24 protein-coding genes are annotated in these 25165 nt (G+C 38.4%); 15 read left to right on the top strand and 9 right to left on the bottom strand.

Going from position 1 to position 25165, the window contains the following annotated elements; genetic code table 11:
- Positions 1-10 precede the first annotated feature (10 nt).
- The 3 genes from I6852_RS01180 to I6852_RS01170 form a co-directional block, all read right to left on the bottom strand.
- On the bottom strand, positions 11-1543 hold the full coding sequence (locus I6852_RS01180; RefSeq protein WP_197291625.1) for a TolC family protein: 1533 nt from the start codon (positions 1541-1543) through the stop codon (positions 11-13).
- Positions 1540-2889 (bottom strand): hemolysin family protein, encoded by a 1350-nt coding sequence (locus tag I6852_RS01175; RefSeq protein WP_197291626.1) that lies wholly within the window; start codon positions 2887-2889, stop codon positions 1540-1542. The genes I6852_RS01180 and I6852_RS01175 overlap by 4 nt, the downstream gene beginning before the upstream one ends.
- 102 nt (positions 2890-2991) lie before the next feature.
- Complete coding sequence (locus tag I6852_RS01170; protein ID WP_197291627.1) at positions 2992-4593, bottom strand: inorganic phosphate transporter; 1602 nt, start codon at positions 4591-4593, stop codon at positions 2992-2994.
- A 140-nt stretch (positions 4594-4733) separates the two neighbouring features.
- On the opposite strand from I6852_RS01170, the gene I6852_RS01165 reads away from it, so the two are divergent.
- Genes I6852_RS01165 through I6852_RS01120 form a run of 10 tightly spaced genes read left to right on the top strand, consistent with a single transcriptional unit; the run spans position 4734 to position 13741 of the window.
- Entirely contained in the window at positions 4734-5003 is a 270-nt protein-coding gene (locus I6852_RS01165; RefSeq protein WP_000569296.1) for a NifU family protein, read from the top strand.
- Positions 5004-5014: 11 nt separating this feature from the next.
- A complete protein-coding gene (locus I6852_RS01160) occupies positions 5015-5626 on the top strand; it encodes a hypothetical protein (RefSeq protein ID WP_001168590.1) in 612 nt (203 codons plus the stop codon).
- A 3-nt stretch (positions 5627-5629) separates the two neighbouring features.
- A complete protein-coding gene (locus I6852_RS01155) occupies positions 5630-6973 on the top strand; it encodes a UDP-N-acetylmuramoyl-L-alanyl-D-glutamate--2,6-diaminopimelate ligase (RefSeq protein WP_197291628.1) in 1344 nt (447 codons plus the stop codon).
- A 2-nt stretch (positions 6974-6975) separates the two neighbouring features.
- On the top strand, positions 6976-7926 hold the full coding sequence (gene tal / locus I6852_RS01150; protein ID WP_197291629.1) for a transaldolase: 951 nt from the start codon (positions 6976-6978) through the stop codon (positions 7924-7926).
- 54 nt (positions 7927-7980) lie between these two features.
- Entirely contained in the window at positions 7981-8517 is a 537-nt protein-coding gene (locus I6852_RS01145) for a 50S ribosomal protein L25/general stress protein Ctc (protein WP_197291630.1), read from the top strand.
- 9 nt (positions 8518-8526) lie between these two features.
- Positions 8527-9087 carry an aminoacyl-tRNA hydrolase gene (gene pth / locus I6852_RS01140; protein ID WP_197291631.1) on the top strand — a complete coding sequence of 187 codons (561 nt, stop codon included), beginning with the start codon at positions 8527-8529 and terminating at the stop codon, positions 9085-9087.
- A gap of 9 nt (positions 9088-9096) precedes the next feature.
- Positions 9097-10164 (top strand): LptF/LptG family permease, encoded by a 1068-nt coding sequence (locus I6852_RS01135; RefSeq protein ID WP_001236104.1) that lies wholly within the window; start codon positions 9097-9099, stop codon positions 10162-10164.
- A gap of 56 nt (positions 10165-10220) precedes the next feature.
- Complete coding sequence (locus I6852_RS01130) at positions 10221-11222, top strand: DNA adenine methylase (RefSeq protein WP_197291632.1); 1002 nt, start codon at positions 10221-10223, stop codon at positions 11220-11222.
- Positions 11219-12118: a Dam family site-specific DNA-(adenine-N6)-methyltransferase gene (locus I6852_RS01125; protein WP_197291633.1), complete on the top strand. Its 900-nt coding sequence runs from the start codon at positions 11219-11221 to the stop codon at positions 12116-12118. Before I6852_RS01130 ends, I6852_RS01125 begins: the two co-directional genes overlap by 4 nt.
- Positions 12119-12124: 6 nt before the next feature.
- The gene (locus I6852_RS01120) at positions 12125-13741 is read left to right on the top strand and encodes an AlwI family type II restriction endonuclease (RefSeq protein WP_197291634.1); all 1617 of its coding nucleotides are present in this window, start codon (positions 12125-12127) and stop codon (positions 13739-13741) included.
- Positions 13742-13795: 54 nt separating this feature from the next.
- Here I6852_RS01120 and I6852_RS01115 read toward each other — a convergent pair whose 3' ends face one another.
- Complete coding sequence (locus I6852_RS01115) at positions 13796-14959, bottom strand: outer membrane protein (RefSeq protein ID WP_197291662.1); 1164 nt, start codon at positions 14957-14959, stop codon at positions 13796-13798.
- Between the two features lie 181 nt (positions 14960-15140).
- Between I6852_RS01115 and I6852_RS01110 the strand changes: the two genes are divergently transcribed.
- The gene (locus I6852_RS01110; protein WP_097694843.1) at positions 15141-15578 is read left to right on the top strand and encodes a CopD family copper resistance protein; all 438 of its coding nucleotides are present in this window, start codon (positions 15141-15143) and stop codon (positions 15576-15578) included.
- Here I6852_RS01110 and I6852_RS01105 read toward each other — a convergent pair.
- Genes I6852_RS01105 through gltS form a run of 4 tightly spaced genes read right to left on the bottom strand, consistent with a single transcriptional unit; the run spans position 15575 to position 20927 of the window.
- A complete protein-coding gene (locus I6852_RS01105) occupies positions 15575-17941 on the bottom strand; it encodes a heavy metal translocating P-type ATPase (RefSeq protein WP_197291635.1) in 2367 nt (788 codons plus the stop codon). The genes I6852_RS01110 and I6852_RS01105 overlap by 4 nt on opposite strands.
- Before the next feature lie 23 nt (positions 17942-17964).
- Positions 17965-18681, bottom strand: a complete 717-nt coding sequence (locus I6852_RS01100; RefSeq protein WP_197291636.1) for a tRNA1(Val) (adenine(37)-N6)-methyltransferase — start codon at positions 18679-18681, stop codon at positions 17965-17967.
- Positions 18663-19697 carry a dihydrofolate reductase family protein gene (locus I6852_RS01095; RefSeq protein ID WP_197291637.1) on the bottom strand — a complete coding sequence of 345 codons (1035 nt, stop codon included), beginning with the start codon at positions 19695-19697 and terminating at the stop codon, positions 18663-18665. Before I6852_RS01095 ends, I6852_RS01100 begins: the two co-directional genes overlap by 19 nt.
- Positions 19698-19700: 3 nt before the next feature.
- Positions 19701-20927 (bottom strand): sodium/glutamate symporter, encoded by a 1227-nt coding sequence (gltS, locus tag I6852_RS01090; RefSeq protein WP_079340187.1) that lies wholly within the window; start codon positions 20925-20927, stop codon positions 19701-19703.
- Between the two features lie 84 nt (positions 20928-21011).
- On the opposite strand from gltS, the gene I6852_RS01085 reads away from it, so the two are divergent.
- Positions 21012-22211, top strand: a complete 1200-nt coding sequence (locus I6852_RS01085) for a saccharopine dehydrogenase family protein (RefSeq protein WP_197291638.1) — start codon at positions 21012-21014, stop codon at positions 22209-22211.
- 9 nt (positions 22212-22220) lie between these two features.
- Here I6852_RS01085 and ccoG read toward each other — a convergent pair whose 3' ends face one another.
- Positions 22221-23597 carry a cytochrome c oxidase accessory protein CcoG gene (gene ccoG / locus I6852_RS01080; protein ID WP_197291639.1) on the bottom strand — a complete coding sequence of 459 codons (1377 nt, stop codon included), beginning with the start codon at positions 23595-23597 and terminating at the stop codon, positions 22221-22223.
- A 105-nt stretch (positions 23598-23702) separates the two neighbouring features.
- On the opposite strand from ccoG, the gene plsY reads away from it, so the two are divergent.
- Genes plsY through I6852_RS01065 form a run of 3 tightly spaced genes read left to right on the top strand, consistent with a single transcriptional unit; the run spans position 23703 to position 25025 of the window.
- Positions 23703-24365 carry a glycerol-3-phosphate 1-O-acyltransferase PlsY gene (gene plsY, locus I6852_RS01075; RefSeq protein WP_231626076.1) on the top strand — a complete coding sequence of 221 codons (663 nt, stop codon included), beginning with the start codon at positions 23703-23705 and terminating at the stop codon, positions 24363-24365.
- Entirely contained in the window at positions 24362-24715 is a 354-nt protein-coding gene (locus I6852_RS01070) for a FolB domain-containing protein (protein WP_079295751.1), read from the top strand. Before plsY ends, I6852_RS01070 begins: the two co-directional genes overlap by 4 nt.
- Positions 24699-25025 carry a Plug domain-containing protein gene (locus tag I6852_RS01065; RefSeq protein WP_147745736.1) on the top strand — a complete coding sequence of 109 codons (327 nt, stop codon included), beginning with the start codon at positions 24699-24701 and terminating at the stop codon, positions 25023-25025. Before I6852_RS01070 ends, I6852_RS01065 begins: the two co-directional genes overlap by 17 nt.
- Positions 25026-25165: the final 140 nt, after the last annotated feature.

Here is a 25165-nt window from a genome sequence, read left to right as displayed (position 1 = left end):
ATTTTTTCCTTTAATAAACAAATTCATAAAATAAATCAATATGATCGCTTAACGCCATTAAATTCGCTAATGAAACGATGTATTTATAAGCCACGCTTTTTTGCTCCACGATGATAGAAGAAAGCGTGTTCCTCGCATCAATGACTTGAGCGTTCGTGCTTAAGCCTTGTAAAAAAGCCTGCTCTTGGAGCTTTAAGTTTTCCTTAGCTAATTCCACGCTAGAAAGCAAGCTTTTGTATTCTTTCAAATAAGAAAGCGTCTCTTTATAAGTCTTATTCACTAGCAACTCCATGTTTTTTTTAGCTTGGATTTGTTCGCTACTTGCTTGCAACTCGGCTAATTTGCTCGCTTGGTATTTTTGGATACGCCCTGTGGGAGAAAGAATAGGCATGCGCCCGGCCACGCCCACAAACCAACTAGGGATCATGTCTTCAAACACCGAATTGTTTTGTTTCATGAGATAAGAGCCAAAAAAACTCACTTGGGGCAAGAATTTAGCGATCTGTAGTTTCGTGTTTTCTTTAGAAATTTGAACCTGATTTTCTAAAGTCTTTAAAGCCGGGTAGGAATTGAGCGTGGAAGCAACAAAAAAGCTCAAATCGGGCAGATTTTTCTCGGTGTGGATCTCTAATTTGCTTGAAGGCGCTAGATCATCCTTGCTAGATAAAATGGAATTGAACGAGAGCTGCGAAACTTCTAACACATCTTTAGCCTTAACGCTAGCGATATGGGCCTTATCATAAGCCACTTGAGCACCTAAGGTTTCTACCCTAGCGATTTGCCCTACTTTTTGCATTTTCAAAGCGTTTTGGAAATGCTTATAATGGCCTTTTTCCACCTCTTCTAAAGTTTCAGCCACTTCTGCGTTTAACACCATGCCATAATACACGCTCACAAGCTCTTGAAAAGTGGAAAGCTTTTTCAAACGATACACTTCATTGGCGTCTTTTTGCATCAAATCCGCAATGCGCACCATCGTGAATCTTGCCCCACCCATATAAAGGGGATAAATAATGCTCAAAGCCCCAATCACCACATTTTGCTTAGAAAACAATAAGGGGGCTTCTAAAGTGCTGCTCAAAGCCCCAAAACCTTGCATCACCCCTTGCATGCCCGCTTGGATTTGAGGGGTTAATACTTGAGGGGGGATATTTTGCTGGATGTTTTGCAAGCCTTGATGGATCTGGTTGGTGGCTTTTTGCACACCCGGTTGTTTTTGGCTGGCAAAATCCATTTTAATGGGGTTAGAGAGGTACACATAAAAAGCGCTCAAATCAATTTGAGGTAAAAAAGAAAGCTTAGCCGCTAATTTCATTTTACTCGCTCTTTTAATGGCGTATTCTTGCGCATGCAAGCCTTCATGGTTAGACAATACCCTATTCCATGCGTTTTTTAAAGAGAGTTTTTGGGCGTTAGGGTGGTTCAAAGGTAGGCTATCTTCAGCCAAATTCAAAGAAGAAGGCTCGGTTTGAGAAATCCCATCAACAGCGCTTAAAGAGCTATTGAATAATAAGCCCAATACAAAGAGAGTTGTTTTTTTCATGCTTCATTTTCTCCCTGATCTTGTTTAACCGCTTTCAAGCGTTTTATCCTGGCCCCATCCACGCTTAAGACTTCAAAAGCATACCCATGCGAAACGATTGTATCCCCCTCCATAGGCATGCGCTCTAACAAGCTAAAAACATAGCCCCCAAGCGTTACCTGCTCGCATTCTTTGTCAAATTCAATATGAAGCACTTCTTCTACGCTTTCTAAATCCAGCATGCCCTCTAATTCAAACACGCCCTCTTCAAGCTTGTTCACGCCCTCTTGTTTCAAGTCGTATTCGTCGCTAATCTCGCCCATGATCTCTTCAATAATGTCTTCCATAGTGAGCAACCCGGCTGTGCCGCCGTATTCATCAATCACCAAAGCGGTATGGATTTGCTCTTTTTTCATTTTAATAAGGATTTGAGAAATAGACGCGCTTTCAGGGACGATGATCATTTTCCTAACGATTTGATTGAAATCATGCATTTTGGGGGTAAAAATAGAGCGAGAAAGCAAGTCTCTGATATGCACCATGCCGATAATGTTGTCTTTAGAGCCTTTACAATAAGGGTAGCGCGTGAAGTGGCTTTTTAAAACAATGTCTATATTTTCTTCATAGCTGTTTTCTTCGTCCAAACACACCATGTCTTTTCGTGGGGTCATGATTTCTTTAGCGCTCGTGTCAGAAAAATCCACCGCGTTTTTAATGATTTCGCCCTCCACCGAATCAATAATGCCCTCTCTTAAGCTCTCGCCCACAATGATTTTTAACTCTTCTTCAGAATGCGTGCCATCATGCTCTTTAGGATTGATGCCCACTTTTTTTAAAAAGAAATGAGCGATCACATCAAACAAGCGCACTACCGGGTAAAACACCACCCAAAACACATGCAAAGGGCGCGCGGTAAAAAGAGCGGCTTTTTCAGATTTAGCGATCGCTAAAGATTTAGGCACAATCTCGCCCAACACGACATGCAAAAAAGTGATGCTTAAAAACGCTATGACCACGCTCATTGAATGGATAAAAATAGGATTTTCTCTCAAATCCATAGACTCAAACAGCGCGGCTAACAATTTTGCGATAGCGGGCTCACCCACCCAGCCTAAAGCTAATGAAGAAAGGGTGATGCCTAACTGCGTGGCGCTCAAATAAGTGTCTAGTCTTTGACTCATCTTTAAAGCGAGTTTAGCGTTGGAATTACCGATTTTAACCAGCTCTTCTAAGCGGGTTTTACGCACTTTCACAAGGGCAAACTCCGAAAGCACAAAAAAAGCGTTCAACAGCACCAATAAAAAAGCAACCATCAACATCAAAATCGATTCAGACGGATCCAAATAAGCTCCTTGATTCCTCCCCATGATTTAAACCTAAAACCTAACGATAAATATAAAATATATAAAATCTTAGAATTTTAACATAAAAGATTAAGCCTAACTTTAAAAATCAATCCTTCAAAAACCCTAGAAATACTTTTCTATAAAACCAAGAGCCACAAACAGAATAGCGCCTAAAAGCGCAGAAACCGGCACGGTTACCAACCAAGCGGTAACAATCTTTTTTAAAATGGAGCGTTTGATCACTTCTTCTTTATACACTTTTTTAAGCGACTTTTTTTCTTTCTTTTTCAATTCCAAAGCGATGGCGGTGTTCTTGCTTTTTTTCAAGCTCTCTAGCATGAGCGATTTTTCTTTCAAATTGGCTTTATCAAAGCGCTCTAAAAAGCCTTCAATTTCTTCTAAATCTTCCCCAAAGTGCGCCGCTACAATGTTGTCTCTGATTCTAGCAAAACGCCTTCTGGATTGCTCCCTTAAACGCTCCCTTAAAAAGCCCACCCCAAACACCGCGCCCACCACAATATGCGTAGAGCTTACCGGTAAGCCTAATTGAGAGGCTAAAAGCACGGTGATGACTGCAGAAAGCGCGATGCAAAAAGCTTGCATTTTGTCTAATTCTGTGATTTCAGACCCCACCGTTTTAATGAGCTTTGGCCCATACAAACTCAAGCCTAAAGCGATCCCAGCCGCCCCCACTACCATAATCCACAACGGCACAGAGCTTAAAGTACTCCCCATAGGGCTATTCGCATCTTCTAAAGTTTGACTGATAGCGGCTAAGGGGCCAATAGCGTTAGCCACATCATTAGCCCCATGCGCAAAGCTTAAAAGCGCAGCAGCAAAAATCAAAGGGACATTGAAAAGCTCATTGACGCTTTCGTGGCTGTTTTCTAATTGTGGGGCTTTTTTTAACACAAATCTTTTAAAAAGGATAAAAATCAAAAGCGCAAGAATACAACCGCAAGCCAGCTGGATTTCAAAACCCACCGCATAGAGGCGTTTTAAAACCTTAACCATCAAATACCAACTGAATGTTAAGCTCATCAACGCTACCAAATAAGGCACGACCTTTAAAGCTGCGCTCTTTTTATCTTCTTTATAAGCGATAGTCTTTTTAATGAGCATTAAAAAAAACATGGCTATCAAAGCCCCCATTAAAGGCGAGACTACCCAACTAGCCACAATGCCGGATAAAAAATGCCAATTGACTGCTGCCATTCCAGCTGCTGCCATTCCAGCCCCCATAATCCCCCCCACTACAGAGTGTGAAGTGGAAACGGGAGCGCCTATTAAAGTCGCCACATGCAACCACAACGCCCCACTGAGTAAGCTAGCCAACATGACATTAATGAAAACATGCGCATCATTAATAAATTCAGGCGAAACGATACGACCCTTAATCGTAGAAACCACTTCCCCCCCAGCAATGATCGCTCCAAGCATTTCACAAATCGCAGCAATCAAAATCGCCCCACCCATGCTAATGGCTTTAGAGCCTACGGCAGGGCCGACATTATTAGACACATCGTTCGCGCCAATATTCATCGCCATATACCCCCCAATCACAGCCGCAAAAATGAGCAACAATCCCTTAGAATTAGCCTGCCCAAAAATGAGAGCGAGCAAAGCAGCGCCAATGAGAAACAAAAGAGCGAGAGCGATCTTTAAAGTGTCTTTTTGGAGTTTTTTGGAAGCTTTTTCAAACTCTTTGATGTTTTTAATTTCCATATCGTCATCAAAACCTTATTCTAATAGTGGTCTTATTCTATCCAATTAGCCCTTGAGCCACTCTTAAAAAGCGTTGTTTGATAAAAATGGCTCATTATATGGTATCTTAAAGTAAAATTTTAAAAATAAGGTTTTTAAAAATGATAGAATTTAGCGATGAAGATTTACAAAAACCGGTGCGTATTGTGATAGAAAAGATCCGCCCTTACTTGCTCAAAGATGGCGGTAATATTGAAGTGCTAGGGGTGAAAAGCATGAAAATTTATGTGGCTTTAGAGGGAGCGTGTAAGACTTGCTCTAGCAGTAAGATCACTTTAAAAAATGTCATTGAAAGGCAGCTTAAAATGGACATTCACCCCAATTTAGAAGTGGTGTGCTTAGAAAACGCTAAGGAGTTTGATAAGCTTTAAGGATTATAGGCATGCAAAAGTTTGATTATGAATTTAAAAAGCGCGCGTTGATTAAAGATGGCTTTTTAGCGTTCAAACAAGCCCATTACGCTGAAGCGTTACGCCTTTTTTCTGAAGTGTTGTTTTTGGATAAAGACAACCAAAAAGCCAAAGTGGGGGCGTTATTAAGCGACATCGCTAAGGATTTCCCTAAAGAAGCTCATAGCTTTTATGAATTGTATCAAAGCCTGATCGCTATGCAAAAACGAAGCTTAAAAAACCAGGCTGAAGAGCAAATCATCAATTTGATCGCTTCTTTTGATGAGGGACTAAACCAAATGACTGAAAAGATTGATGCGCAAATTTCTCAAAAAGGCGAGGAATTGAATGGCATTTTGTATGCGGATTTCAAACGCTTGAGCTTGGAGCGCGGCTTTAAGGAGGCGTTTGAAGATTTGATGTTCAGCTCTAGGGTGATTTTTGACAATAAAGAGGATTTTTATGAATTTTTGAAAGAATTGAACCATTATGGCTATTACGAATTAGCGATAAATTACATTGAAAACATGCATGAAGATTCTTTTATTTACGATAAATTTTTGCGCTCTCTTTTAGAAGACGCCTTAAAATCCAATAAGGCTTAAAAAATGAAGCTTAAAAAAACCTTAACTTATCGCAACCACACCTATTCTTTTTTAAGCGATAACACGCATGAAGTTTTAGAAAACCCTGAAGAAACCCTTTTTGTCAAAACGCCTTTAAATGAAAAATACGCCCCTTTAATCGCAGAAAAAAACCTGGCTATTTTAGATTTTAACGAGCTTAAAAACTACTTTGATTTTAAGATTAAAATTGTAGGGATTACAGGCACTAATGGTAAAACGACCACAGCGAGCTTGATGTATTCCTTGCTCTTAGATTTGAATAAAAAGACCGCTCTTTTAGGCACAAGGGGGTTTTTTATTAACGATGAACGCATCAAAGAAAAGGGCTTGACTACGCCCACTCTTTTAGAGCTTTATAGCGATTTAGAAGAAGCGATTCGTTTGGGGTGCGAATACTTTATTATGGAAGTGAGCTCCCATGCGATTGTCCAAAAGCGCGTTGCTGGGCTTGATTTTGCCCTTAAAATCTTAACTAATATCACAAGCGATCATTTAGATTTCCATCAAAACATAGAAAATTACAGGGACACTAAAAACAGCTTTTTTAAAGATGAGGGCTTGAAAGTGATTAACAGAGATGAAACAAACGCCCTTTTTAACCCCATTAACGCGCACACTTACGCGCTGGATAAAAAAGCGCATTTAAACGTTCAAGCCTTTTCGCTCAACCCATCCATTAGCGCGTCTTTATGCTACCAACAAGATTTAAGAAACCCTAATCTTAAAGAAATCGCTCTCATCCATTCCCCCCTTTTAGGGCGTTACAACCTTTATAATATCTTAGCGGGTGTTTTAGGGGTTAAATTACTCACTCAATTACCGCTAGAATCGATCACGCCGTTATTAGAAAACTTTTATGGGGTTAAGGGGCGTTTGGAAATTGTGCATTCTAAACCTTTAGTGGTTGTGGATTTTGCCCACACCACAGACGGCATGCAACAAGTTTTTGAAAGCTTTAAAAATCAAAAAATCACCGCTCTTTTTGGAGCAGGGGGCGATAGGGATAAAACCAAGCGCCCTAAAATGGGAGCGGTAGCGAGTTGTTACGCGCATCAAATCATCTTAACTTCAGACAACCCCAGAAGCGAAAACGAAGAAGACATTATCAAGGATATTTTAAAAGGCATCAATGATTCTTCTAAAGTCATTATAGAAAAAGACCGAAAAAAAGCCATTTTAAACGCTTTAGAAAATTTAAAAGACGATGAGGTGTTGTTGATTTTAGGCAAGGGTGATGAAAACATTCAAATCTTTAAAGACAAAACGATTTTTTTTAGCGACCAAGAAGTCGTTAAAGATTATTATCTCAATTTAAAACAAGGATAAACATGCAAGAATTCAGTTTGTGGTGCGATTTTATAGAAAGGGATTTTTTAGAAAACGACTTTTTAAAGCTCATCAATAAGGGGGCTATTTGCGGGGCGACGAGTAACCCTAGTTTGTTTTGCGAAGCGATCACAAAAAGCGCGTTTTATCAAGATGAAATCGCTAAACTCAAGGGCAAAAAAGCTAAAGAAATTTATGAAACTCTAGCACTAAAGGATATTTTACAAGCTTCTAGCGCGTTAATGCCTTTATATGAAAAAGACCCTAACAACGGCTACATTAGCCTAGAAATTGACCCCTTTTTAGAAGACGATGCTATTAAAAGCATTGATGAAGCCAAGCGGTTATTCAAAACACTAAACCGCCCCAATGTGATGATTAAAGTCCCAGCGAGTGAAAGCGCTTTTGAAGTCATTAGTGCTCTGGCTCAAGCCTCTATCCCCATTAATGTAACTTTAGTCTTTTCGCCTAAAATTGCCGGTGAAATCGCTCAAATCTTAGCCAAAGAAGCGCGAAAAAGAGCGGTCATTAGCGTGTTTGTCTCACGATTTGACAAAGAAATAGACCCACTAGCGCCAAAAAACTTGCAAGCTCAAAGCGGGATCATGAACGCTACCGAGTGCTATCACCAAATCAACCAGCATGCTAATAAGCTTACAAGCACCCTTTTTGCATCCACCGGCGTTAAATCCAACGCTTTAGCTAAAGATTATTACATTAAAGCGCTGTGTTTTAAAAACTCTATCAACACAGCCCCCCTAGAGGCTTTAAACGCTTATTTGCTTGACCCAAACACCGAGTATCAAACCCCTTTAAAAAGTGCAGAAATTGAAGCGTTCAAAAAAGAATTGAAAGCACACAACATTGATTTAGAAAACACCGCCCAAAAACTCCTTAAAGAAGGCTTGATAGCGTTCAAACAATCCTTTGAAAAGCTTTTAAGCAGTTTTTGATTTTTAAGGGTTTTTTGGATAGAATGAGCCCTTATTTTATTTTAAAGGATTGACATGTTAGAAGGCGTTATTAGAGAGAGTATTACCAAAGCTAACGCTAAAGCTTTAAAAAAAGATGGCTATCTAATCGCAAACGTTTATGGAAAGGGCATTGAAAACGTGCATTGCGCGTTCAAATTAAACCCTTTCATTAAATACCTTAAGGAAAAAAAGCATTTGATTTTCCCGGTGAAATTAGGGGATAAGACTTTTGAAGTCGTGGTTCAAGAATACCAAAAAAACCCCGTTACTAACGAGCTTATCCATGTGGATTTACTCGCTGTTGCTAAAGGCGTGAAGTCCAAATTTAAAGTCCCTGTCAAATACCAAGGCACTCCAGTGGGCTTGAAAAATAAAGGGATTTTGATGCTCTCTAAAAAGCGTATCAGCGTGGAATGCGCTCCAGAGCATTTGCCCGATCACTATTTAGTGGATGTAGCCCCTTTAGATGTGAATGAGTCTATTTTGGTGCGCGATTTAGAAAAACACGAGAATGTGAAGATCTCAGATCATGATTCTATCGCTGTGATCGGTGTGATTAAAGCGAAGTGATTTGAAGTTATGACGCTTTTAGTAGGTTTGGGCAACCCTACTTTGCGTTACGCTCACACCAGACACAACGCTGGTTTTGATATTTTAGATTCGCTCGTTAGCGAGTTGGATCTTTCTTTCGCTTTTTCTCCCAAACACAACGCTTATTTGTGCGTTTATAAGGATTTTATCTTACTCAAGCCCCAAACTTACATGAATTTGAGCGGCGAGAGCGTTTTAAGCGCTAAAAATTTTTACAAAACTGAAGAGCCTTTAATTGTCCATGACGACTTAGATTTACCTTTGGGCGTTGTGAAATTTAAAAAGGGTGGGGGGAATGGGGGGCATAACGGCTTAAAATCCATTGATTTATTGTGTTCTAATTCTTATTACCGCTTGAGAGTAGGGATTTCTAAAGGGATCAATATCACTGAGCATGTGCTTTCAAAATTCCACAACAACGAAGAGCCTTTAAAAAACGCTGCGTTTGAACATGCCAAAAACGCCCTAAAATTTTTTATAGAAAGCCATGATTTTAACGCTATGCAAAATCGTTTCACGCTTAAAAAACCTTTAAAAATAGAAAGTTAGGGGTTTAAAGTGCGTTTGTTTAGATTTGTGGGGTGGTATTATTTCAAATACTTTTTAATCGTGCTTTTAGCTTTAGAATTGTTTTTTGTAGGCATTGACAGCCTAAAATACGCCGATAAAATGCCTGATTCTGCGAACATGATTATTTTATTTTTCACCTATGACATCCTGTTTGCTCTCAATTACACCTTGCCCATTTCCTTGCTTTTGGCGATGGTTTTATTTTATATCGCATTCATTAAATCCAACCAATACACCGCCCTGCTCTCCATTGGCTTTTCCAAATGCCAGATTTTAAGCCCTATTTTTTTGATTAGCTTGTTTTTCACAGCCGTTTATGTGGGGTTGAACGCGACTCCTTTTGTGTATATGGAGGAAAAAACGCAAAATTTGATTTATAAAGACAATTCTTTGAGCGTCTCAGAGCATTTGTTAGTGAAGTATAACGATGATTATGTGTATTTTGATAAGATTAATCCCTTATTGCAAAAAGCCCAAAATATCAAGGTTTTTCGCCTAAAAGATAAGACTTTGGAATCTTACGCTGAAGCTAAAGAAGCTTTTTTTGAAGACAAGTATTGGATCTTGCATGACACCACTATTTATGAGATGCCCTTAAGTTTTGAACTGGGCGCCAACGCTTTAAACACCACGCGTTTAAAAACCTTTAAAACGCTCAAAAATTTCCGCCCTAAAGTTTTAGACACCATTTACCAAAACAAGCCCGCGGTTTCTATCACAGACGCTCTTTTATCCTTGCATGCTTTAATGCGCCAAAACGCAGACACGAAAAAAGTGCGCTCGTTTTTGTATGTGTTTGCGATTTTGCCCTTTTTCGTGCCGTTTTTAAGCGTTTTAATCGCTTATTTTTCGCCCAGTCTCGCCCGCTATGAAAACCTGGCCCTATTAGGGCTAAAGTTTATCATTATCACGCTCGTTGTTTGGGGGCTATTCTTTGCTTTAGGGAAGTTCAGTATTTCAGGGATACTCATTCCTGAAATAGGCGTGCTATCGCCCTTTTTTTTATTCTTAGCTCTTAGTCTTTGGTATTTTAAAAAGCTTAATAAGAGATTGTGATTTTTAAATCTTATATGTTACTAAGTGGTTTTATTCTCTTAGTTTAAAGGTGGCTAGTGGAAAAATTTAATCTAAAAAACCGCCGGTATATCGGCTCAAAAACCAAGCTTATAGAGTGGGTATTTGAGAGTTTAAAATTAAATAATACCAAAAGCGTGTGCGATATTTTTGCCGGAAGTGGGGTAGTAGCTGGTCAATTTGCCACTATTCCTAACATTAAAAACATCATTATAAATGATATTTTATTTTCTAATGAAATCATTTATCATGCTTTTTTTATGGGGCAAGACGCTGATTTTAAGGTGCTTGAAGAGCTGAAAGAATATTATACTCAAGCTTTAAAACTAGAAGAAAATTATTTTAGCCAACATTTTAGCGACAAATTTTTCAGCTATAAAGATTGTGTCAAAATCGGTAGCATTAGAGAGCATATAGAAAGCTTGAATTTAGATAAATTAAATAAAGATATTTTATTAACAAGCTTGATTTATTCAATGGATAAGATAGCTAACACGGTGGGGCATTATGAAGCTTATAGGAAAAAAGAGATTTTGCAAGATAGATTTATTTTTGAGCTTATTAGCCCTATAAAACATGATAAAAATATCATGATAGAGAGAAAAAACGCTAACGAATTGGCTAAAACCTTAAAAATAGACTTAGTCTTTATTGACCCTCCATACAATTCAAGGCAATACAGCCGGTTTTATCATCTCTATGAAAACCTAGTGCAGTGGAAAAAACCCAAACTCTATGGAACAGCTTTAAAGCCATTATGCGAAAACATGAGCGAATATTGCCGCTCTAATGCCAAGAAAGAATTGAGCGATTTAATTGAAAAACTAGATTGTAAAAGGATTGCTTTAACTTATAATAATACCTATAATTCTAAGTCTAGCTCTTCGCAAAATAAAATAGGCTTTAAAGACTTAGTGGAAATTTTGAGTCAAAAAGGAAAATTAAGTGTTAAAGAAAAGGCTCATAGCTTTTTTAATTCAGGAAAAACTGATTTTAAAGAGCATAAAGAATTTTTATTTATAGTGGAAGTGAAACCTTGAAAAAAGGTATTCGTTCTCCCTTTTTCTATGTAGGGGATAAGTATAAACTTATGCCACAACTCAATAAACTATTCCCAAATAACATTAATCAATTGATTGAGCCTTTTGTGGGTGGGGGTAGCGTATTTTTAAACACTAAGGCTAAAAGATACTTATCTAACGACATAGATACTAACATTATCAATTTGCATAAAACTTTAAGCAAGTTCAATACTTGTGAGCTTTTTGATGAATTGTCTAAAATCATCATTCATTATGGCTTGTCTTTCTCTTTTAAGGGGATTACAGCCCCTGATGAATTAAAAAAACAATATATAAAAACTTACTACGCCAAATACAATAAAATAGCTTATGAAAAACTAAGGGCTGATTTTAACTCCAATCAAAACAACATGCTCTATTTGTATTTACTTTTAATTTATGGATTTAATCACATGATTAGATTTAATTCTAAAGGGCTTTTTAATTTACCTGTAGGTAATGTAGATTTTAATGAAAATGTTTATAATGCCCTAAAAAACTACATAGATTTTATGCAACAAAACACCATTATTTTTCATAATGATGATTATATTGATTTCCTTAACCACACCACTTATTTAAAAAATGATTATGTTTATTTTGACCCTCCTTATTTAATCTCAAATAGTGAATACAACAAGTTATGGGATAGCGATAATGAGATAGCCTTATATAGTGTTTTAGATAGCCTAGATAAAAAGGGGGTTTTATTTGGTATAACCAATCTTGTTTATCACAAGGGAGAGACTAATTTTATTTTAAAAGAATGGGCTAAAAAATATTATATTTTTAATATCAAAAGTAATTATATCAGTTATAATGACAATACTATTAAAGAAGATAGTCAAGAAATCTTTGTAACTAATTATAGGTGATTAATTATGACTAAAAAACCGGCACGAAAAATTTTAAGCTTTTCAACCACTATGCGAAACCCTAAAAGAATAGGGCAATTTTTAGCTGTTTTAGGAAAGTTTGAAAATCAAATTCTTAATTCTTCAACGATCATGCAAATTGTCAAATCCGTTTTGGCTCATAGACTTTATAGACCTAATCCTCTAAATCAAAATAAAGAATTGAAAGAAAAATTTGACTCCAATGAATATATCTTTAGCGATGAAGAATTAGAACGCATTATAGAAATATCCCCACAACAACATAAAGAAATGGGCTTTGAGCATGGATGGGAAAGTCGGTTTGACACTTGGTATAAGCTTATGTGTGAGTTTGGTTTTTGCTATTATGCAAAATATGAGAAAATACTCATCAGTAATAGCGCTAAGATGCTTATTCTTGCTTATTATGATAAAGAAAACGAGACTTTTAAAGAAAGCGTTGATGAAAGCGTAGTTGGGGCTATATTTTTAAACGCTCTGTCTAAATATGAAGTAGGAAACCCTTACAAAAAGAACTTAAACCATAACAACCCTTTCAAACTATTGCTCTCGCTTTTAAAACGACTCAAAAATGCCCATCTAACCCCCCTATCTGTCAAAGAAATCCCTATTTTACTTTGTTGGAAAGACGATAACGCTAAAGGGCTTTATGACTACATTATTCGTTTAAGACAAGAAATTGTTACTATCAATAAAACAGAATTCAGTTACTCAGATGAATTTATCTATGAAAAATGCCTAAAACTTTTAGAAAGTGTTAATAAAACACGATTTAAAATGAGCCAAATCACTAATGAAGCCGTTGATGAATACATTAGAAAAATGCGTATTACAGGACTTATTTCATTGCGTGGTAATGGTAGGTTTATTGATATTAATACTAATGAAAATAATAAAATAGATTATATTTTACAAACCCATAAGGCTTTTAAAGGGGATTATTTAAACGACACTCAAGCTAACAGACTCGCCTTTTTTAACTACATGGCGATCGTGGATAACTTTCTTGTTAGCGTTACTCCAATCAGCGCTGATGAGAGCGTTAAATCAAGTAAATTGAATGAACTAGCAACCACTTATACCAAAGATTTTATCAAGCAAGAATTACTCATTACTTGCAACAAGCAAGAATCAAAAGATAGTTTTTTAAGACTCATTGATAAACCTTTACGCTTGGAATTTTTAAGCGCTATTTTCTTGAAACAACATTTTGAAAATTTAAGCGTGATACCCAATTATAAAAGCGATGATGAAGGCTTGCCCGTATACACAGCAAGCGGTAACAAACCTGATATTGTGGCTATGGACACAAAAACCCAAAGTTATATAGAAGTGAGCTTGATTAGAGATAGAAGTCAAAGTACCTTGGAAATGATACCTATTGCCAGACATTTAAAAGAATTGATTAAAAATAGCACTGATATTAGAGAAAAATTTAGTGTTTTTGTAGCTCCAAATATCCATGATGATGCCAAAGAATATGCGGAATTTGCCCAATTCAAAGACAATATTAATATATGTTGTTATGCTATTAATGATTTTATCAAAAAAGTAGAAAACAGCGCAGAGTTATTGCAACTCAATGACAACCTAAAAGCTTGAAAAATCAAGCTTTCATATATAAGTTATAAGTCTTACCCAAAAACCCTACCAAACTTAAAAAGTATAAACATAACGCAAATACATAGAATACTGACGGCGTAAGGTTTGGGTCAAGCTGAAATTGGTTTCTGATCCTGTGATAGTGGTTGGTTTGCCGTCTTTTAGCGGGCCTTGGCTTTGCTCTTTGATAGTGGTAGAACCTTTGAAAAAGTGGTTAGGGAGCGTGGGGATTTTGATGCCAAACTCAATGCCATGGTGTTCAAAAATATTGGTTCTAATGCCCACATTCACTAAAAATTGGAAAATCGTGTGATTCACTTTAGCGTTTAATTTTCCTGTGGTATAGACGCTATTAGGGTTAATCCCCACATTACAACTCGCCGGCGTCGTGTCCCCGCAAGTGATTGTGCCATCAGCGTTAGTCATGTAAGCGTCAGCGTCCGTATTGACGCCATAAACATACCCGTCCTTAAAATACCCCACACGATTATTAGTCCAAGTGTTACCCGCAAAATTCACGCCTAGAAAAAACCCGGCTGTGGCTTTAGGCTTGTCTATAATATTAAAAAGCATGTCTGTGCCAAAACCATAAGTATACATGTCCGCTTTTTGATCGCTCAAATAAAAAGGCGATATGGCGTTAGCGGCTCTGGAGTTAGAGAAATTGGTATGCCCATAATCAAAAAAGCCATAATAGCGCAGCCCAAACCACCTTTTTTTACCGATAAAATGCTTATAGCCTGTCATCACGCCTAGCCCATACATCGGCTGGTTACGGCCAGGAATGTTTTTATTGGTGCTTAGCATGGTGCGAGAAGTCCAATTGACCACGCAATTAGCTTTAGTATAGCCTGGCGTTCCTGGCGTCCCTGAAGCTGGCTGACAGCCACCGGTCTGCCCGTCAGGGACTTTGCCATCATCATTAGCCGAAACATCGCCAAAAGGCACTTGAAACAACTCGCCGTTTTTATAAGCGTTGGTCTTTTGATCAGCCCTACCCACTTCCAAGCTAATCCCCACAAACGCGCCATTCTTTTCATGGGCATTTAAGGGGTTTGTCAGCCATAACGAACTCAAAAGAGCGCCTAAAATTACCGAGCCTTTTTTAGAAATATCTAAAGATTGAGCTATCAAAACAGATTCCTTACGATTAAAATTTTTACAAACCATTTTGCAATCTTGCATTCTATTTTTCTTCTTTGTCATAAAATTGAGCATCACTCTCTAGGGTCTCCGTTTAAGTGTTACTTTTTTAATTATTTTATTATAGCTAATTGCAATCTTAAAAGTCAAACGAAAACCGCCCCTAAAATTCCCATAATAATGGGCTACTTGACAATAAAATCCTTTTATAGTAGATTAAAAACTCTTTAATTTTCCCATGAATAAAGGATTTTAAATGGATGCGATTTATCCTTATGTGTTAGTTGTTCATTTATTGTGTGCCATTATTTTTATTGGCTACTTGTTTTTTGATATGGTAATTTTCCCCAATGTGAAGAAAATGTTTGGCGAAGAGTTTGCCAATAAAGCGAATGCAGGAATCACTCAAAGAGCGGTTAAAATCATGCCCTTATGCGTTTTAGGGCTTGTTTTAACAGGGGGCATGATGCTTAGTCAATACATGGGGGGCGATAAAGGCTGGTGTGAAACCCCTTTTCAAAAGATACTCATGCTTAAAGTGATCTTAGCGTTAAGCATTTTTCTTTTGGTGCTTTTTTCTTTATTATGTAAGTTTTTGGGTAAGAAAAACCCTATTGGTAAATATATCCACCCTATCGCTCTAACTTTTGGTTTTTTAATCGCTATTTTAGCCAAAACGATGTGGTTTGTTTAAGAGCGTTTCAACCTCAAAGAATTTAAGACCACTAAGAGAGAGCTACCACTCATGCTCAAACTCGCTATCAAAGGGTTAATATATCCTAACATAGCGACTGGGATTAAAATAGCGTTATAAATCAAGCTCAAAACAATGTTTTGCAACACCACTTGATAGACTTTTTGAGCGTTATGAAACGCTTTTTCTAGCAAACTCAAATCCTCTTCTAAAAGCAAAATATCGCATGCGCTTTTACTCAAAGCGCTTTTTTCAAACCCCAAAGAAACGCTCGCTTTTTTTAAGGCTAGCGCGTCATTATTGCCATCGCCTACCATCGCGCACACGCCCTGATAAGAGCTGATGATTTGAGCCTTATCTTCAGGGGTCAAATGGGCATGATACTTAGAGATCCCTAATTTTTTCGCACACTCCTTAACCGAGCTTTCATTATCCCCGCTTAAAATTTCTAATTCCAAGCCTTTATTTTGCAAAGCCTGAATGACTTCTTTAGCGTTAGCTTTCAAACGCTCTTCTAAAATGAATAACGCGCATAAAGTCTTGTTTTTCGCAAAGCCTACCATGATATTAGCGCTCTCTTTAACCTTTAAATCAACCCCCATGGATTTTAAAAATTTCAAACTCCCCACTAGCAGGGTTTCGTTTTGATAGCTCGCTTTTAAGCCATGAGCGAAAAACTCTATCTTTTCTAAATCAACCTCATCGCCATGTAATGATTTAAGAATCGCATTATGGGCTAAGTGCTCCCTGGTTTTTAAAAGGCTCTTTAAAAGCCTTTCATCAAATTCTTCATGAATGATTTTTTCTTTTAAAAGGACTTCTTTTTGCGTGAGGGTGCCGGTTTTGTCTATAAAGATTTTTTTCACTTTAGCCAGAGTTTCTAAAAACAACGCTTCCTTAAACACGATCAAAGGGTTTTTAAACACCCCTATCACTAACGCAATGGGCGTAGCTAAAGCGAACGCACAAGGGCAACTGATGACTAACACGCTAATACACACCATTAAGGCTTTTTCAAAATTACCCCCCAAACCAAATTGCCATAATAAAAAGCTTACAAAGGCTAAAAACAACACCGCTTTAGAAAAAATATCCGCAATTTGATTCGCGCTGCTCTCAATTAAGGGCTTTTCTAAAAAACTCTTTTTTAAAGTTTCTAACAAACTAGAAAGGCGTGAGTTTTGAAAAGTAGCGCTCACTTGATAGCTAAAAGGCACGCCCACATTCACATAACCCCCTAAAATTGGATCATTAACCCCCAATTCCAAAGGTTTAAACTCCCCACTGATCAAAGACGCATCCACGCTCGCGTTATTTAAAAGCACGCCATCTAAAGCGATTTTAGCCCCGCTTGGCACCCAAACAACAGAGCCTATCGCCACATCTTTAGGGTGTTTTTCTGTTTGCTTGCCATTTTCTACAACGATCACGCTATGGATTTCATGCGATTCTAGGGCCAAACATTTTTCATTCGCAAACAGCCTGGCTTTTAATTCCAAAAACTTAGAGCCAAAAACAAGCGTTAAAATCGTGCCACTCGCTTCAAAATAAGTCTCTTGGGACACCAACATGGCATAAAGAGAATAAACAAACGCCGATAACGCTCCAAAAGACACGCTCAAATCCATGCCCAAAACGCCATTTTTTAGCCCATAAAACGCCCCCTTAATGAAAAAACGCCCCACAACCACTAGCACCAACAAGCTTAAAAAGAGCGATACGAGATCCAAATTCCTTTGCATAAGCTTATCCATACCGCTACCATAACTCGCACCGCCATAACTCGCGCTACCATAACTTGCATACTTGGCAATGGCAATAAACATCAAATTCATGGTAGCAAAAAACCCCACGCTTAAAGTGAGCAAGTAGGAGCGTTGCTCTTTTTGGGCTTTTAGGGTGTAATTTTGCGCATTATAAATTTTAGCCCCATAGCCCAAACTCTCAATCTTTTGAATAATCTCTTTAGGGTTTAAGGATTTGTCAAACACGATTTGCAAGTGGTGGGTGGTGAAATTCACGCTCACTTTTTTAACCCCCTTTAAGCGTTCTAAAACCTTTTGATTGAGCCACAAGCAAGCGTTACAATGCGTTTTTTCTAGCAAAAGATTGAGGATAAAATCGCCCTTATTGTTTTCTTCAAGGGCTTGTTCTAATTCCAAAGCGCTCATTGAATCCTGGGGCGTTACGGGGGCTAAAGTGGAATCGTTTAATTTGTCATAAAAGCTCTCTAAATTCAAATCCAATAATAACGCATACACCCTAGCGCACCCCGTGCAGCAAAAATACAATTCCTTATGATGGATCACTTCTTTAAAAAGCTCACTTTCTTTAAACTCCAACTGGCAATGCGAACATTTCATTTTTAATCCTTAATTTAGGGGTGCTAATTGAGAAGCGCTTTGATAGAATAGGTGTTACAAGTTTGATAGATGTTTAAAACTTCTTTGGTGTTGTCGCTTTGGTTTTTGGAATGGTGCGTGATTAAAGGGGGCAAAACTTTTAGGGCGCTTTTGGAATTATTCCTGGCCGCTCCAAGCATCAAATGGGCGTTTTTGTCTTTAAAACTTTGGACAAACCTTAAAGTTTCTAGCGTGAGTTTAACGCTTTTTAAGCTCTCTATTACCAAGCAAAGCGACAAGGCTTCATAGCAAAAAATAAAATACCCTTTAGGTTTTAGGCATTTTTTCACTTTAGCCACTAAAGAAGCGAAGTCTAATTCGCTCTGGTGCCTCGCATGCCCTTTAATTTGAGATTTAATAGATCCTAAGGCATAAAAAGGAGGGTTACACACAATCGCATCATACAAAATTGGAGGGTTGAAATCTAAAAAATCGCTTTCAAACACTTGAGCGTTAGGGAATTTAAGGGCGTTTTTTTGGGAGCAAAACGCCATTTTGCTATCCTTTTCCACTAAATGAACGCTCGCTAGCGGGTTGTCTCTAGCGCAGAGCAAGCCTAGAACCCCACACCCTGAGCCTATGTCTAAAATCGCGCCGCTGTTTTTAATCAAAGGGCGTGAAAAATCGTATAAAAAAAGCGAATCGCTGTTGTAAGCATAAGCGTTTAAAGGCTGGTATAATCTTAAGAGTTTTCTATCCATAAAAGGGCTTCATTTTCTAAGATTTGTGCATGCAACAACCGCCCTTTAAAAGGGGTTTTTAGAGCGAGCGTATTAAACGCTTCGCCAATCATAGACGCATGCGAATGCAAAAGCAATACATCAATTTTATCCCTCAAACTTTCAAACAATCCCCACCCCCCTTCAATGAAATTAAACCCCTTATCTAGGGGTAAATCTTTAGGGTCATGGAAAGTATTGACTAAGCGATTAAGCGCAGAAAAAACTTTTGAACTAGGGCTAATTGAACGCTTGGATAAAATAGCGATATTGGGGTTTTTACCTTGATAAAAATTATCGCAAAAGCGGGTGTCTAATAAGGGGTTATCCGTTCTTATGGTTTTCCCAGAAATGATGAGCGTGTCGCATACCGCTCGCTGGTTGTGCGTAAAAATAACGCTTTTTTGCCCGGTGATCTTGCCATGATGATAATCCCCATTCATCCTTAAAGCGAGTTTGAACAAATTAAAACGCCCCTTTTGTTCCATTATCCTAAAAGGCAAGAGCAAATCCTTAGCCTTGTTTTCTAAATTATGACAAATCATTGTTTCAATGTGAGCCTTTTGTAGCCTTGCTAACCCCCCTTTTTTGGCTTCGTTTTCTTCTGCGGCAATGATCACTCTTTTAGGTTTTAAGATTTCTAACAACCCGCTGCACGCCGGGGTTTTGCCATAAGAATTGCATGGCTCTAGGGTGATTAAAAAAACGCAGTCTTTAAAGGCGTTATCGTGGCGCGTTTTTAAAAAATCGCTTAAAATTTTAGGGTCTTCTAATTTTTCTAAATCGCTTTTTAAATGGGGGCGTAAAATCTTTAACGCCGATTTAGCAGCCAAGACTTCTGCATGCGGGGTTTTGGCTTTTTTATGGGTTTCTAAACTCAAGATCTCATGGTTTTTATCTAGCACCATGCAAGCCACGCTTGGATTTTCTAAGGCTAGGGTTTGATATTCCCACGCCTTATTCAAACAAATTTCTAATAAACTCTCATAAAGTCTCATGGTTTAACTAGGGAAAAAAGGCAAAAGCAAAAAGCCTTTAATCGCTAAAGCGTTAATAATATCAACAAAAAACGCTCCCACTAAAGGCACGACGATAAACGCTACATGCGATGGCCCGTAGTGGTTGGTGATGGTTTGCATATTCACCATAGCCGTTGGAGTCGCTCCAAGCCCAAAACCGCAATGCCCCGCGCACAACACCGCCGCATCATAATCCTTCCCGCATACCCTAAAGGTTACAAGCACCACATAAAGGATCATAAATACCACTTGAACGCTCAAAATAACCGCTAGTGGCACAGCGAGTTTTAACAATTCCAATAAATTCACGCTCATTAAAGCGTAGGCTAAAAACAAGCTCAAACTCACATTCCCTATGACTGAAACCTCTCTGTCAAACACGCTATGGATTTTAAAAAACGACAAGGCATTTCTTAAAATAACCCCCACAAACAAGCACCACACAAAAGTCGGCAAGGTGAAGCTTTTAGGCATCAAATGCGATAAAAAAGTCCCCACCAATAAAGCGATCGCAATCAAAGCTAAAGTTTCTACAAAACTGGATGCGGTGATTAGGCGCTGCTCTTTAGGGGTTTCAAAGCCTTTAGACGCCACGCCCTCTAAAGTGTCTTTTTCTTTAGTGTCTTTAGGCTCTAGTTTGTATTTTGAGATCAAATATTTAGCGACAGGCCCTCCAATAATCCCCCCGCTCACCAAGCCAAAAGTCGCGCACACCATACCCACTTCTAAGCTGGAGCTAAAATTATAAGGTGGTTGGGTGAAAAAATTAGCCCATGCCGCGCTAGTGCCATGCCCTCCCACTAAAGCGATAGACCCCCCTAAAAGCCCCATTAAAGGATTGACCCCTAAAAGGCTAGCGATAGAAATCCCCACTGCATTTTGGCACACCACAAACCCCGCCACAGCCAGCAAAAAAACCGCAAGCATTTTCCCGCCTTTTTGTAAAGATTTGAAATCCGCACTCAAACCAATGGTGATAAAAAAAGTCAGCATTAAAGGATCTTTTAAAGAAGAATCAAATTGCAAGCCAAAATGATAAAACTGACGCGCTAACATGATAAAAAAAGCGACTAAAACCCCACCCACAACAGGCTCTGGAATATCATAATCTCTTAAAAACTTGACTTTAGAAATCACATAACGCCCCAAAAGCAACACCAAAACCATGCACACTAAAGTGGCATAAATGTCTAATTTAATTTCTTGCAAGCCTGTATCCTTGTTATCAAATTTATCTTATTATAATATAATAGCCCCCTAAAAGAACGAGATTAGTTAGAAAGTAGGTGTTCCTTGCATACAGTATTACAAATTGGAGCTGGTGGCGTAGGCAGTGTCGTGGCACACAAAATGGGCATGAACAGAGACGTTTTTAAAAATATCATTTTGGCGAGCAGGAGCTTAGACAAATGCTATGCGATTAAAGAAAGCATGCTCAAAAAGGGTTTGGGGGAAATTGGCGTTGAGCAAGTGGATGCTGATGATACGCAAGCCTTAGTCGCTTTAATCCAAAAATACAAGCCTAAAGTCGTTGTTAATGTGGCGTTACCCTATCAGGATTTAACGATCATGCAAGCATGTTTAGAGACTAAAACGCATTACATTGATACCGCCAATTACGAGCACCCGGATTTAGCGAAATTTGAATACAAAGAGCAATGGGCGTTTGATAAGGCTTATAAAGAAGCAGGGATTTTAGGGGTTTTAGGGGCCGGGTTTGATCCGGGCGTTACGAACGCTTATGTCGCTCACGCTCAAAAACACCATTTTGACACCATCCACACTTTAGACATTTTAGATTGCAACGCTGGGGATCACAAACGCCCTTTTGCCACGAATTTTAACCCTGAAATCAATTTGAGAGAAGTCAGCTCTAAAGGGCGTTATTATGAAAATGGCAAATGGATTGAAACCAAGCCTTTAGAAATCAAGCAAGTGTGGGCTTACCCGCAGATTGGCGAAATGGATTCGTATCTTTTATACCATGAAGAATTGGAATCGTTAGTCAAAAACGTTAAAGGCTTGAGGAGGGCGAGGTTTTTTATGACTTTCTCTCAAAATTATTTAACCCACATGAAATGCTTGGAAAATGTCGGCATGCTAGGCATTAAAGAAATAGAGCATCAAGGCGTAAAAATCGTGCCGATACAATTTTTAAAAACCTTGCTTCCTGATCCAGCCACTCTAGCCAAAGACACCACCGGTAAAACCAACATCGGGTGCTATATGACCGGCATTAAAAACAACCAAGACAAAACGCTCTACATTTACAACGTGTGCGATCATAAAAAATGCTATGAAGAAGTGGGTTCGCAAGCCATAAGCTACACCACCGGCGTGCCAGCGATGTGCGCGGCTAAAATGATTTGTAATGACACTTGGAGTGCGGATCATTTTAGGGCTGGGGTGTTTAACATAGAAGAATTAAACACCGATCCCTTCATGGAAGAATTGATCAAACAAGGCTTGCCTTATGAAGTGATTGAGCGCTAGTTTTAGGCTTCAATTCTCACTTGGTGCAATAAACACCGATTCCCTTTCTATCGTAATATTCTTATCGTCTGTGCTATAAGCTTGTATAGTAATAGGGATTAGAGCGTCTTTAGCGCGTTTGTATTCTGTAGCGTTACTTTTTAGGGGTTTTCGTAAAATCACTACCGCTTTGATCTTTTGCCCGGCTTTAATGGCGATAGGGTTTAAAGGCTTTTTGATTTGAATGTCTTTTTGCCCTAAAATTTTGAAATAAAACTCATGGTCTTTATTGTCCGTGTTGTGGAATAAAAACACGTAATCGTTATCCACATACCCACTAGATCGCAATTCATACAGATCGCTGTTGCGGTTAATGTCTAAGAGCATGCGTTCTTTTTTAAACGAAGTGATGGCTAAAAGAGCTATTACAATAGCGATAACCCCCATGTAAGCGATCGTTTTTAAACGCACTAGGCGCACTTTTTGGCGCGTGTTAATAGCGTTAGTTGAAGACCATTGGATGAGTGAAGGGCGGTTGTATTTGGCCATGGTAATCGTGCATGCATCCACGCATTCTAAGCAATTGATGCATTCTAATTGCAAGCCCTTTCTAATGTCAATATGCGTGGGGCAAACCTGCACGCAATGCAAGCAATTCACGCATTCGTTTTCTGGGCTGCGTTTTTTGGGGGGTAAGGGAAAGAGATGGCCTTGCTTGTCATAAAGCACTCCGCCGCGCTTTTCATCATAAATAGGGTTTAAGGTGTCATTGTCATACAACACCGATTGCACCCTAGCATAAGGGCATAAATAAATGCAAAAACGCTCCGCAACCACCACTATATCAAATAGCACCACAGCCGTGCTAAAAAGCCAAAAACCCATAGCAATAGGGTGATCGCTAGGGTTTTTAAGATACATAAAAAAGTCTTCTGGGGCGATGAAATAAAAGAAAAACAACATCATTAGCCCCGCCACAACAGGAGCGAACAATAAAACGCTCAACGCTTTACGGATCTTATAGCTTGGGGTGTTTTTAGGGCTTTCTTGTTTGTTGCTGATCTTTTTATGGAGTTTGAAAATCTTGGTTTCAATCACATCTCTATAAAGCACCCTTAAAAAGGTTTGCGGGCAAGCCCAACCACACCACACACGCCCAAGGCTAGTGGTGATGAAAAAAATCCCTATAAAAAGCAAAATAACCATAAAAGGCATGACTTGCAATTCTTCAGCGCTAAAGATCTTGCCTAAAAAATGCAGTTGCTTATGCTCAAAGGAGATCAAAAACAAATGCACCCCATCAATACGAACAAAGGGCGTGATTAATAACGCTAAAGAAATCAATAAAAACCCTATATAACGCTTCAAACGAAACGATTTTAAAAAATGGCTAGAAGTTTCAAGCATTCTCAATATCCTAAAATTTTTAAGCCACTATACCCTAACAACTTAACGCTTTCACTTAAAAAGCAACATGTTATAATGATCGCTATTTTATTTGAAAGGGTATTTATGGAAAGCGTTTTAAATTTCCTAACCAATATCAATGTGATTTTCACCCTTTTGGGTTATTTGATTGGGGGGATTCCTTTTGGCTATGCGTTAATGAAAATCTTTTACGGCATGGATATTACTAAAATCGGATCGGGGGGCATTGGCGCGACGAATGTCTTGCGAGCCTTACAAAGTAAGGGCGTGAGTAACGCTAAACAAATGGCCTTATTAGTTTTAATCTTGGATCTATTCAAAGGCATGTTCGCGGTGTTTTTGAGCAAATTGTTTGGGTTGGATTATAGTTTGCAATGGATGGTCGCTATCGCTAGTATTTTAGGGCATTGTTATTCGCCTTTTTTGAATTTCAATGGAGGCAAGGGCGTTTCTACGATCATGGGCTCTGTGGTGTTACTCATCCCTATTGAAAGCTTGATCGGCTTGACGGTGTGGTTTTTTGTGGGTAAGGTGCTTAAAATCTCTTCACTCGCTAGCATTTTAGGGGTAGGCACAGCGACTGTTCTTATCTTTTTTGTGCCTTATATGCATATCCCAGATAGCGTCAATATCCTTAAAGAAGTCGGCACGCAAACGCCTATGGTATTGATTTTTATTTTTACCCTTATCAAGCATTTGGGCAATATTTTTAATTTATTGACCGGTAAAGAAAAGAAAATCTTATGAAAACTAAACAAGGCGTCCATATCCACCATTTGGTGTTTGAAACGATTTTAGGGATTTTAGAGTTTGAACGCTTAAAACCCCAAAAAATAAGCGTGAATGTGGATCTTTTCTACACGGAATTACCCAATAAGGCTTATTTAGACTACATGGAAATCCAAGAGCTTATTCAAAAGATGATGCAAGAAAAACAATATCTTCTCATTGAAGACGCCCTGAAAGATTTGAGCCATGTTTTAAAAACGCGCTATAGTGAAATCTCTGAGCTTTTTTTGAAAATCAGCAAGTTAGAAATTTCTCCCAATTCTCAAGTGGGGGCGAGCGTGAAAATTTACTATGAAACCAATCTTTAGCCTCTTTTTCCTCGTTATTGTTTTAAAAGCGCACCCCATAAACCCTTTATTAGAGCCGTTATATTTCCCCAGTTACACGCAATTTTTAGATTTAGAACCTCATTTTGTCATTAAAAAAAAGCGCGCTTATAGACCCTTTCAATGGGGGAACACCATCATTATCAAACGCCATGACTTAGAAGAACGCCAGAGCAACCAGCCAAGCGATATTTTCCGCCAGAACGCTGAAATCAATGTGTCTTCTCAAACTTTTTTAAGAGGGATCAGCAGCGCTTCTTCACGCATAGTGATCGATTCGGTCGCTCAGTAATCAGCCACTCAATAAAATGCTAAAACTTTTTTAATCACATTTTTCTTCATATTTTCTTAATCCTAAAACAAATTTAAGGTATTATTAAATAGAATAATGTAATAATAACCTTAGGTTTAAAACTTGACTAAATTTTTAGA

The sequence above is a fragment of the Helicobacter pylori genome (assembly GCF_015904775.1).
Classification (GTDB): Bacteria; Campylobacterota; Campylobacteria; order Campylobacterales; family Helicobacteraceae; genus Helicobacter; species Helicobacter pylori_DM.
The sequence above is the reverse complement of the archived record's forward strand: the minus strand, read 5'-3'. Positions and strand labels throughout refer to the sequence as shown.

Coding starts and splice junctions, on each gene's coding strand:
- I6852_RS01065 (WP_147745736.1), top strand. CDS start 24,699: ATGAAACCAATCTTTAGCCTCTTTTTCCTCGTTATTGTTTTAAAAGCG.
- I6852_RS01110 (WP_097694843.1), top strand. CDS start 15,141: ATGGATGCGATTTATCCTTATGTGTTAGTTGTTCATTTATTGTGTGCC.
- pth (WP_197291631.1), top strand. CDS start 8,527: ATGACGCTTTTAGTAGGTTTGGGCAACCCTACTTTGCGTTACGCTCAC.
- I6852_RS01105 (WP_197291635.1), bottom strand. CDS start 17,941: ATGAAATGTTCGCATTGCCAGTTGGAGTTTAAAGAAAGTGAGCTTTTT.
- I6852_RS01100 (WP_197291636.1), bottom strand. CDS start 18,681: ATGGATAGAAAACTCTTAAGATTATACCAGCCTTTAAACGCTTATGCT.
- I6852_RS01115 (WP_197291662.1), bottom strand. CDS start 14,959: ATGCTCAATTTTATGACAAAGAAGAAAAATAGAATGCAAGATTGCAAA.
- I6852_RS01070 (WP_079295751.1), top strand. CDS start 24,362: ATGAAAACTAAACAAGGCGTCCATATCCACCATTTGGTGTTTGAAACG.
- plsY (WP_231626076.1), top strand. CDS start 23,703: ATGGAAAGCGTTTTAAATTTCCTAACCAATATCAATGTGATTTTCACC.
- I6852_RS01180 (WP_197291625.1), bottom strand. CDS start 1,543: ATGAAAAAAACAACTCTCTTTGTATTGGGCTTATTATTCAATAGCTCT.
- I6852_RS01155 (WP_197291628.1), top strand. CDS start 5,630: ATGAAGCTTAAAAAAACCTTAACTTATCGCAACCACACCTATTCTTTT.
- I6852_RS01095 (WP_197291637.1), bottom strand. CDS start 19,697: ATGAGACTTTATGAGAGTTTATTAGAAATTTGTTTGAATAAGGCGTGG.
- I6852_RS01160 (WP_001168590.1), top strand. CDS start 5,015: ATGCAAAAGTTTGATTATGAATTTAAAAAGCGCGCGTTGATTAAAGAT.
- ccoG (WP_197291639.1), bottom strand. CDS start 23,597: ATGCTTGAAACTTCTAGCCATTTTTTAAAATCGTTTCGTTTGAAGCGT.
- I6852_RS01120 (WP_197291634.1), top strand. CDS start 12,125: ATGACTAAAAAACCGGCACGAAAAATTTTAAGCTTTTCAACCACTATG.
- I6852_RS01170 (WP_197291627.1), bottom strand. CDS start 4,593: ATGGAAATTAAAAACATCAAAGAGTTTGAAAAAGCTTCCAAAAAACTC.
- I6852_RS01145 (WP_197291630.1), top strand. CDS start 7,981: ATGTTAGAAGGCGTTATTAGAGAGAGTATTACCAAAGCTAACGCTAAA.
- I6852_RS01165 (WP_000569296.1), top strand. CDS start 4,734: ATGATAGAATTTAGCGATGAAGATTTACAAAAACCGGTGCGTATTGTG.
- tal (WP_197291629.1), top strand. CDS start 6,976: ATGCAAGAATTCAGTTTGTGGTGCGATTTTATAGAAAGGGATTTTTTA.
- I6852_RS01175 (WP_197291626.1), bottom strand. CDS start 2,889: ATGGGGAGGAATCAAGGAGCTTATTTGGATCCGTCTGAATCGATTTTG.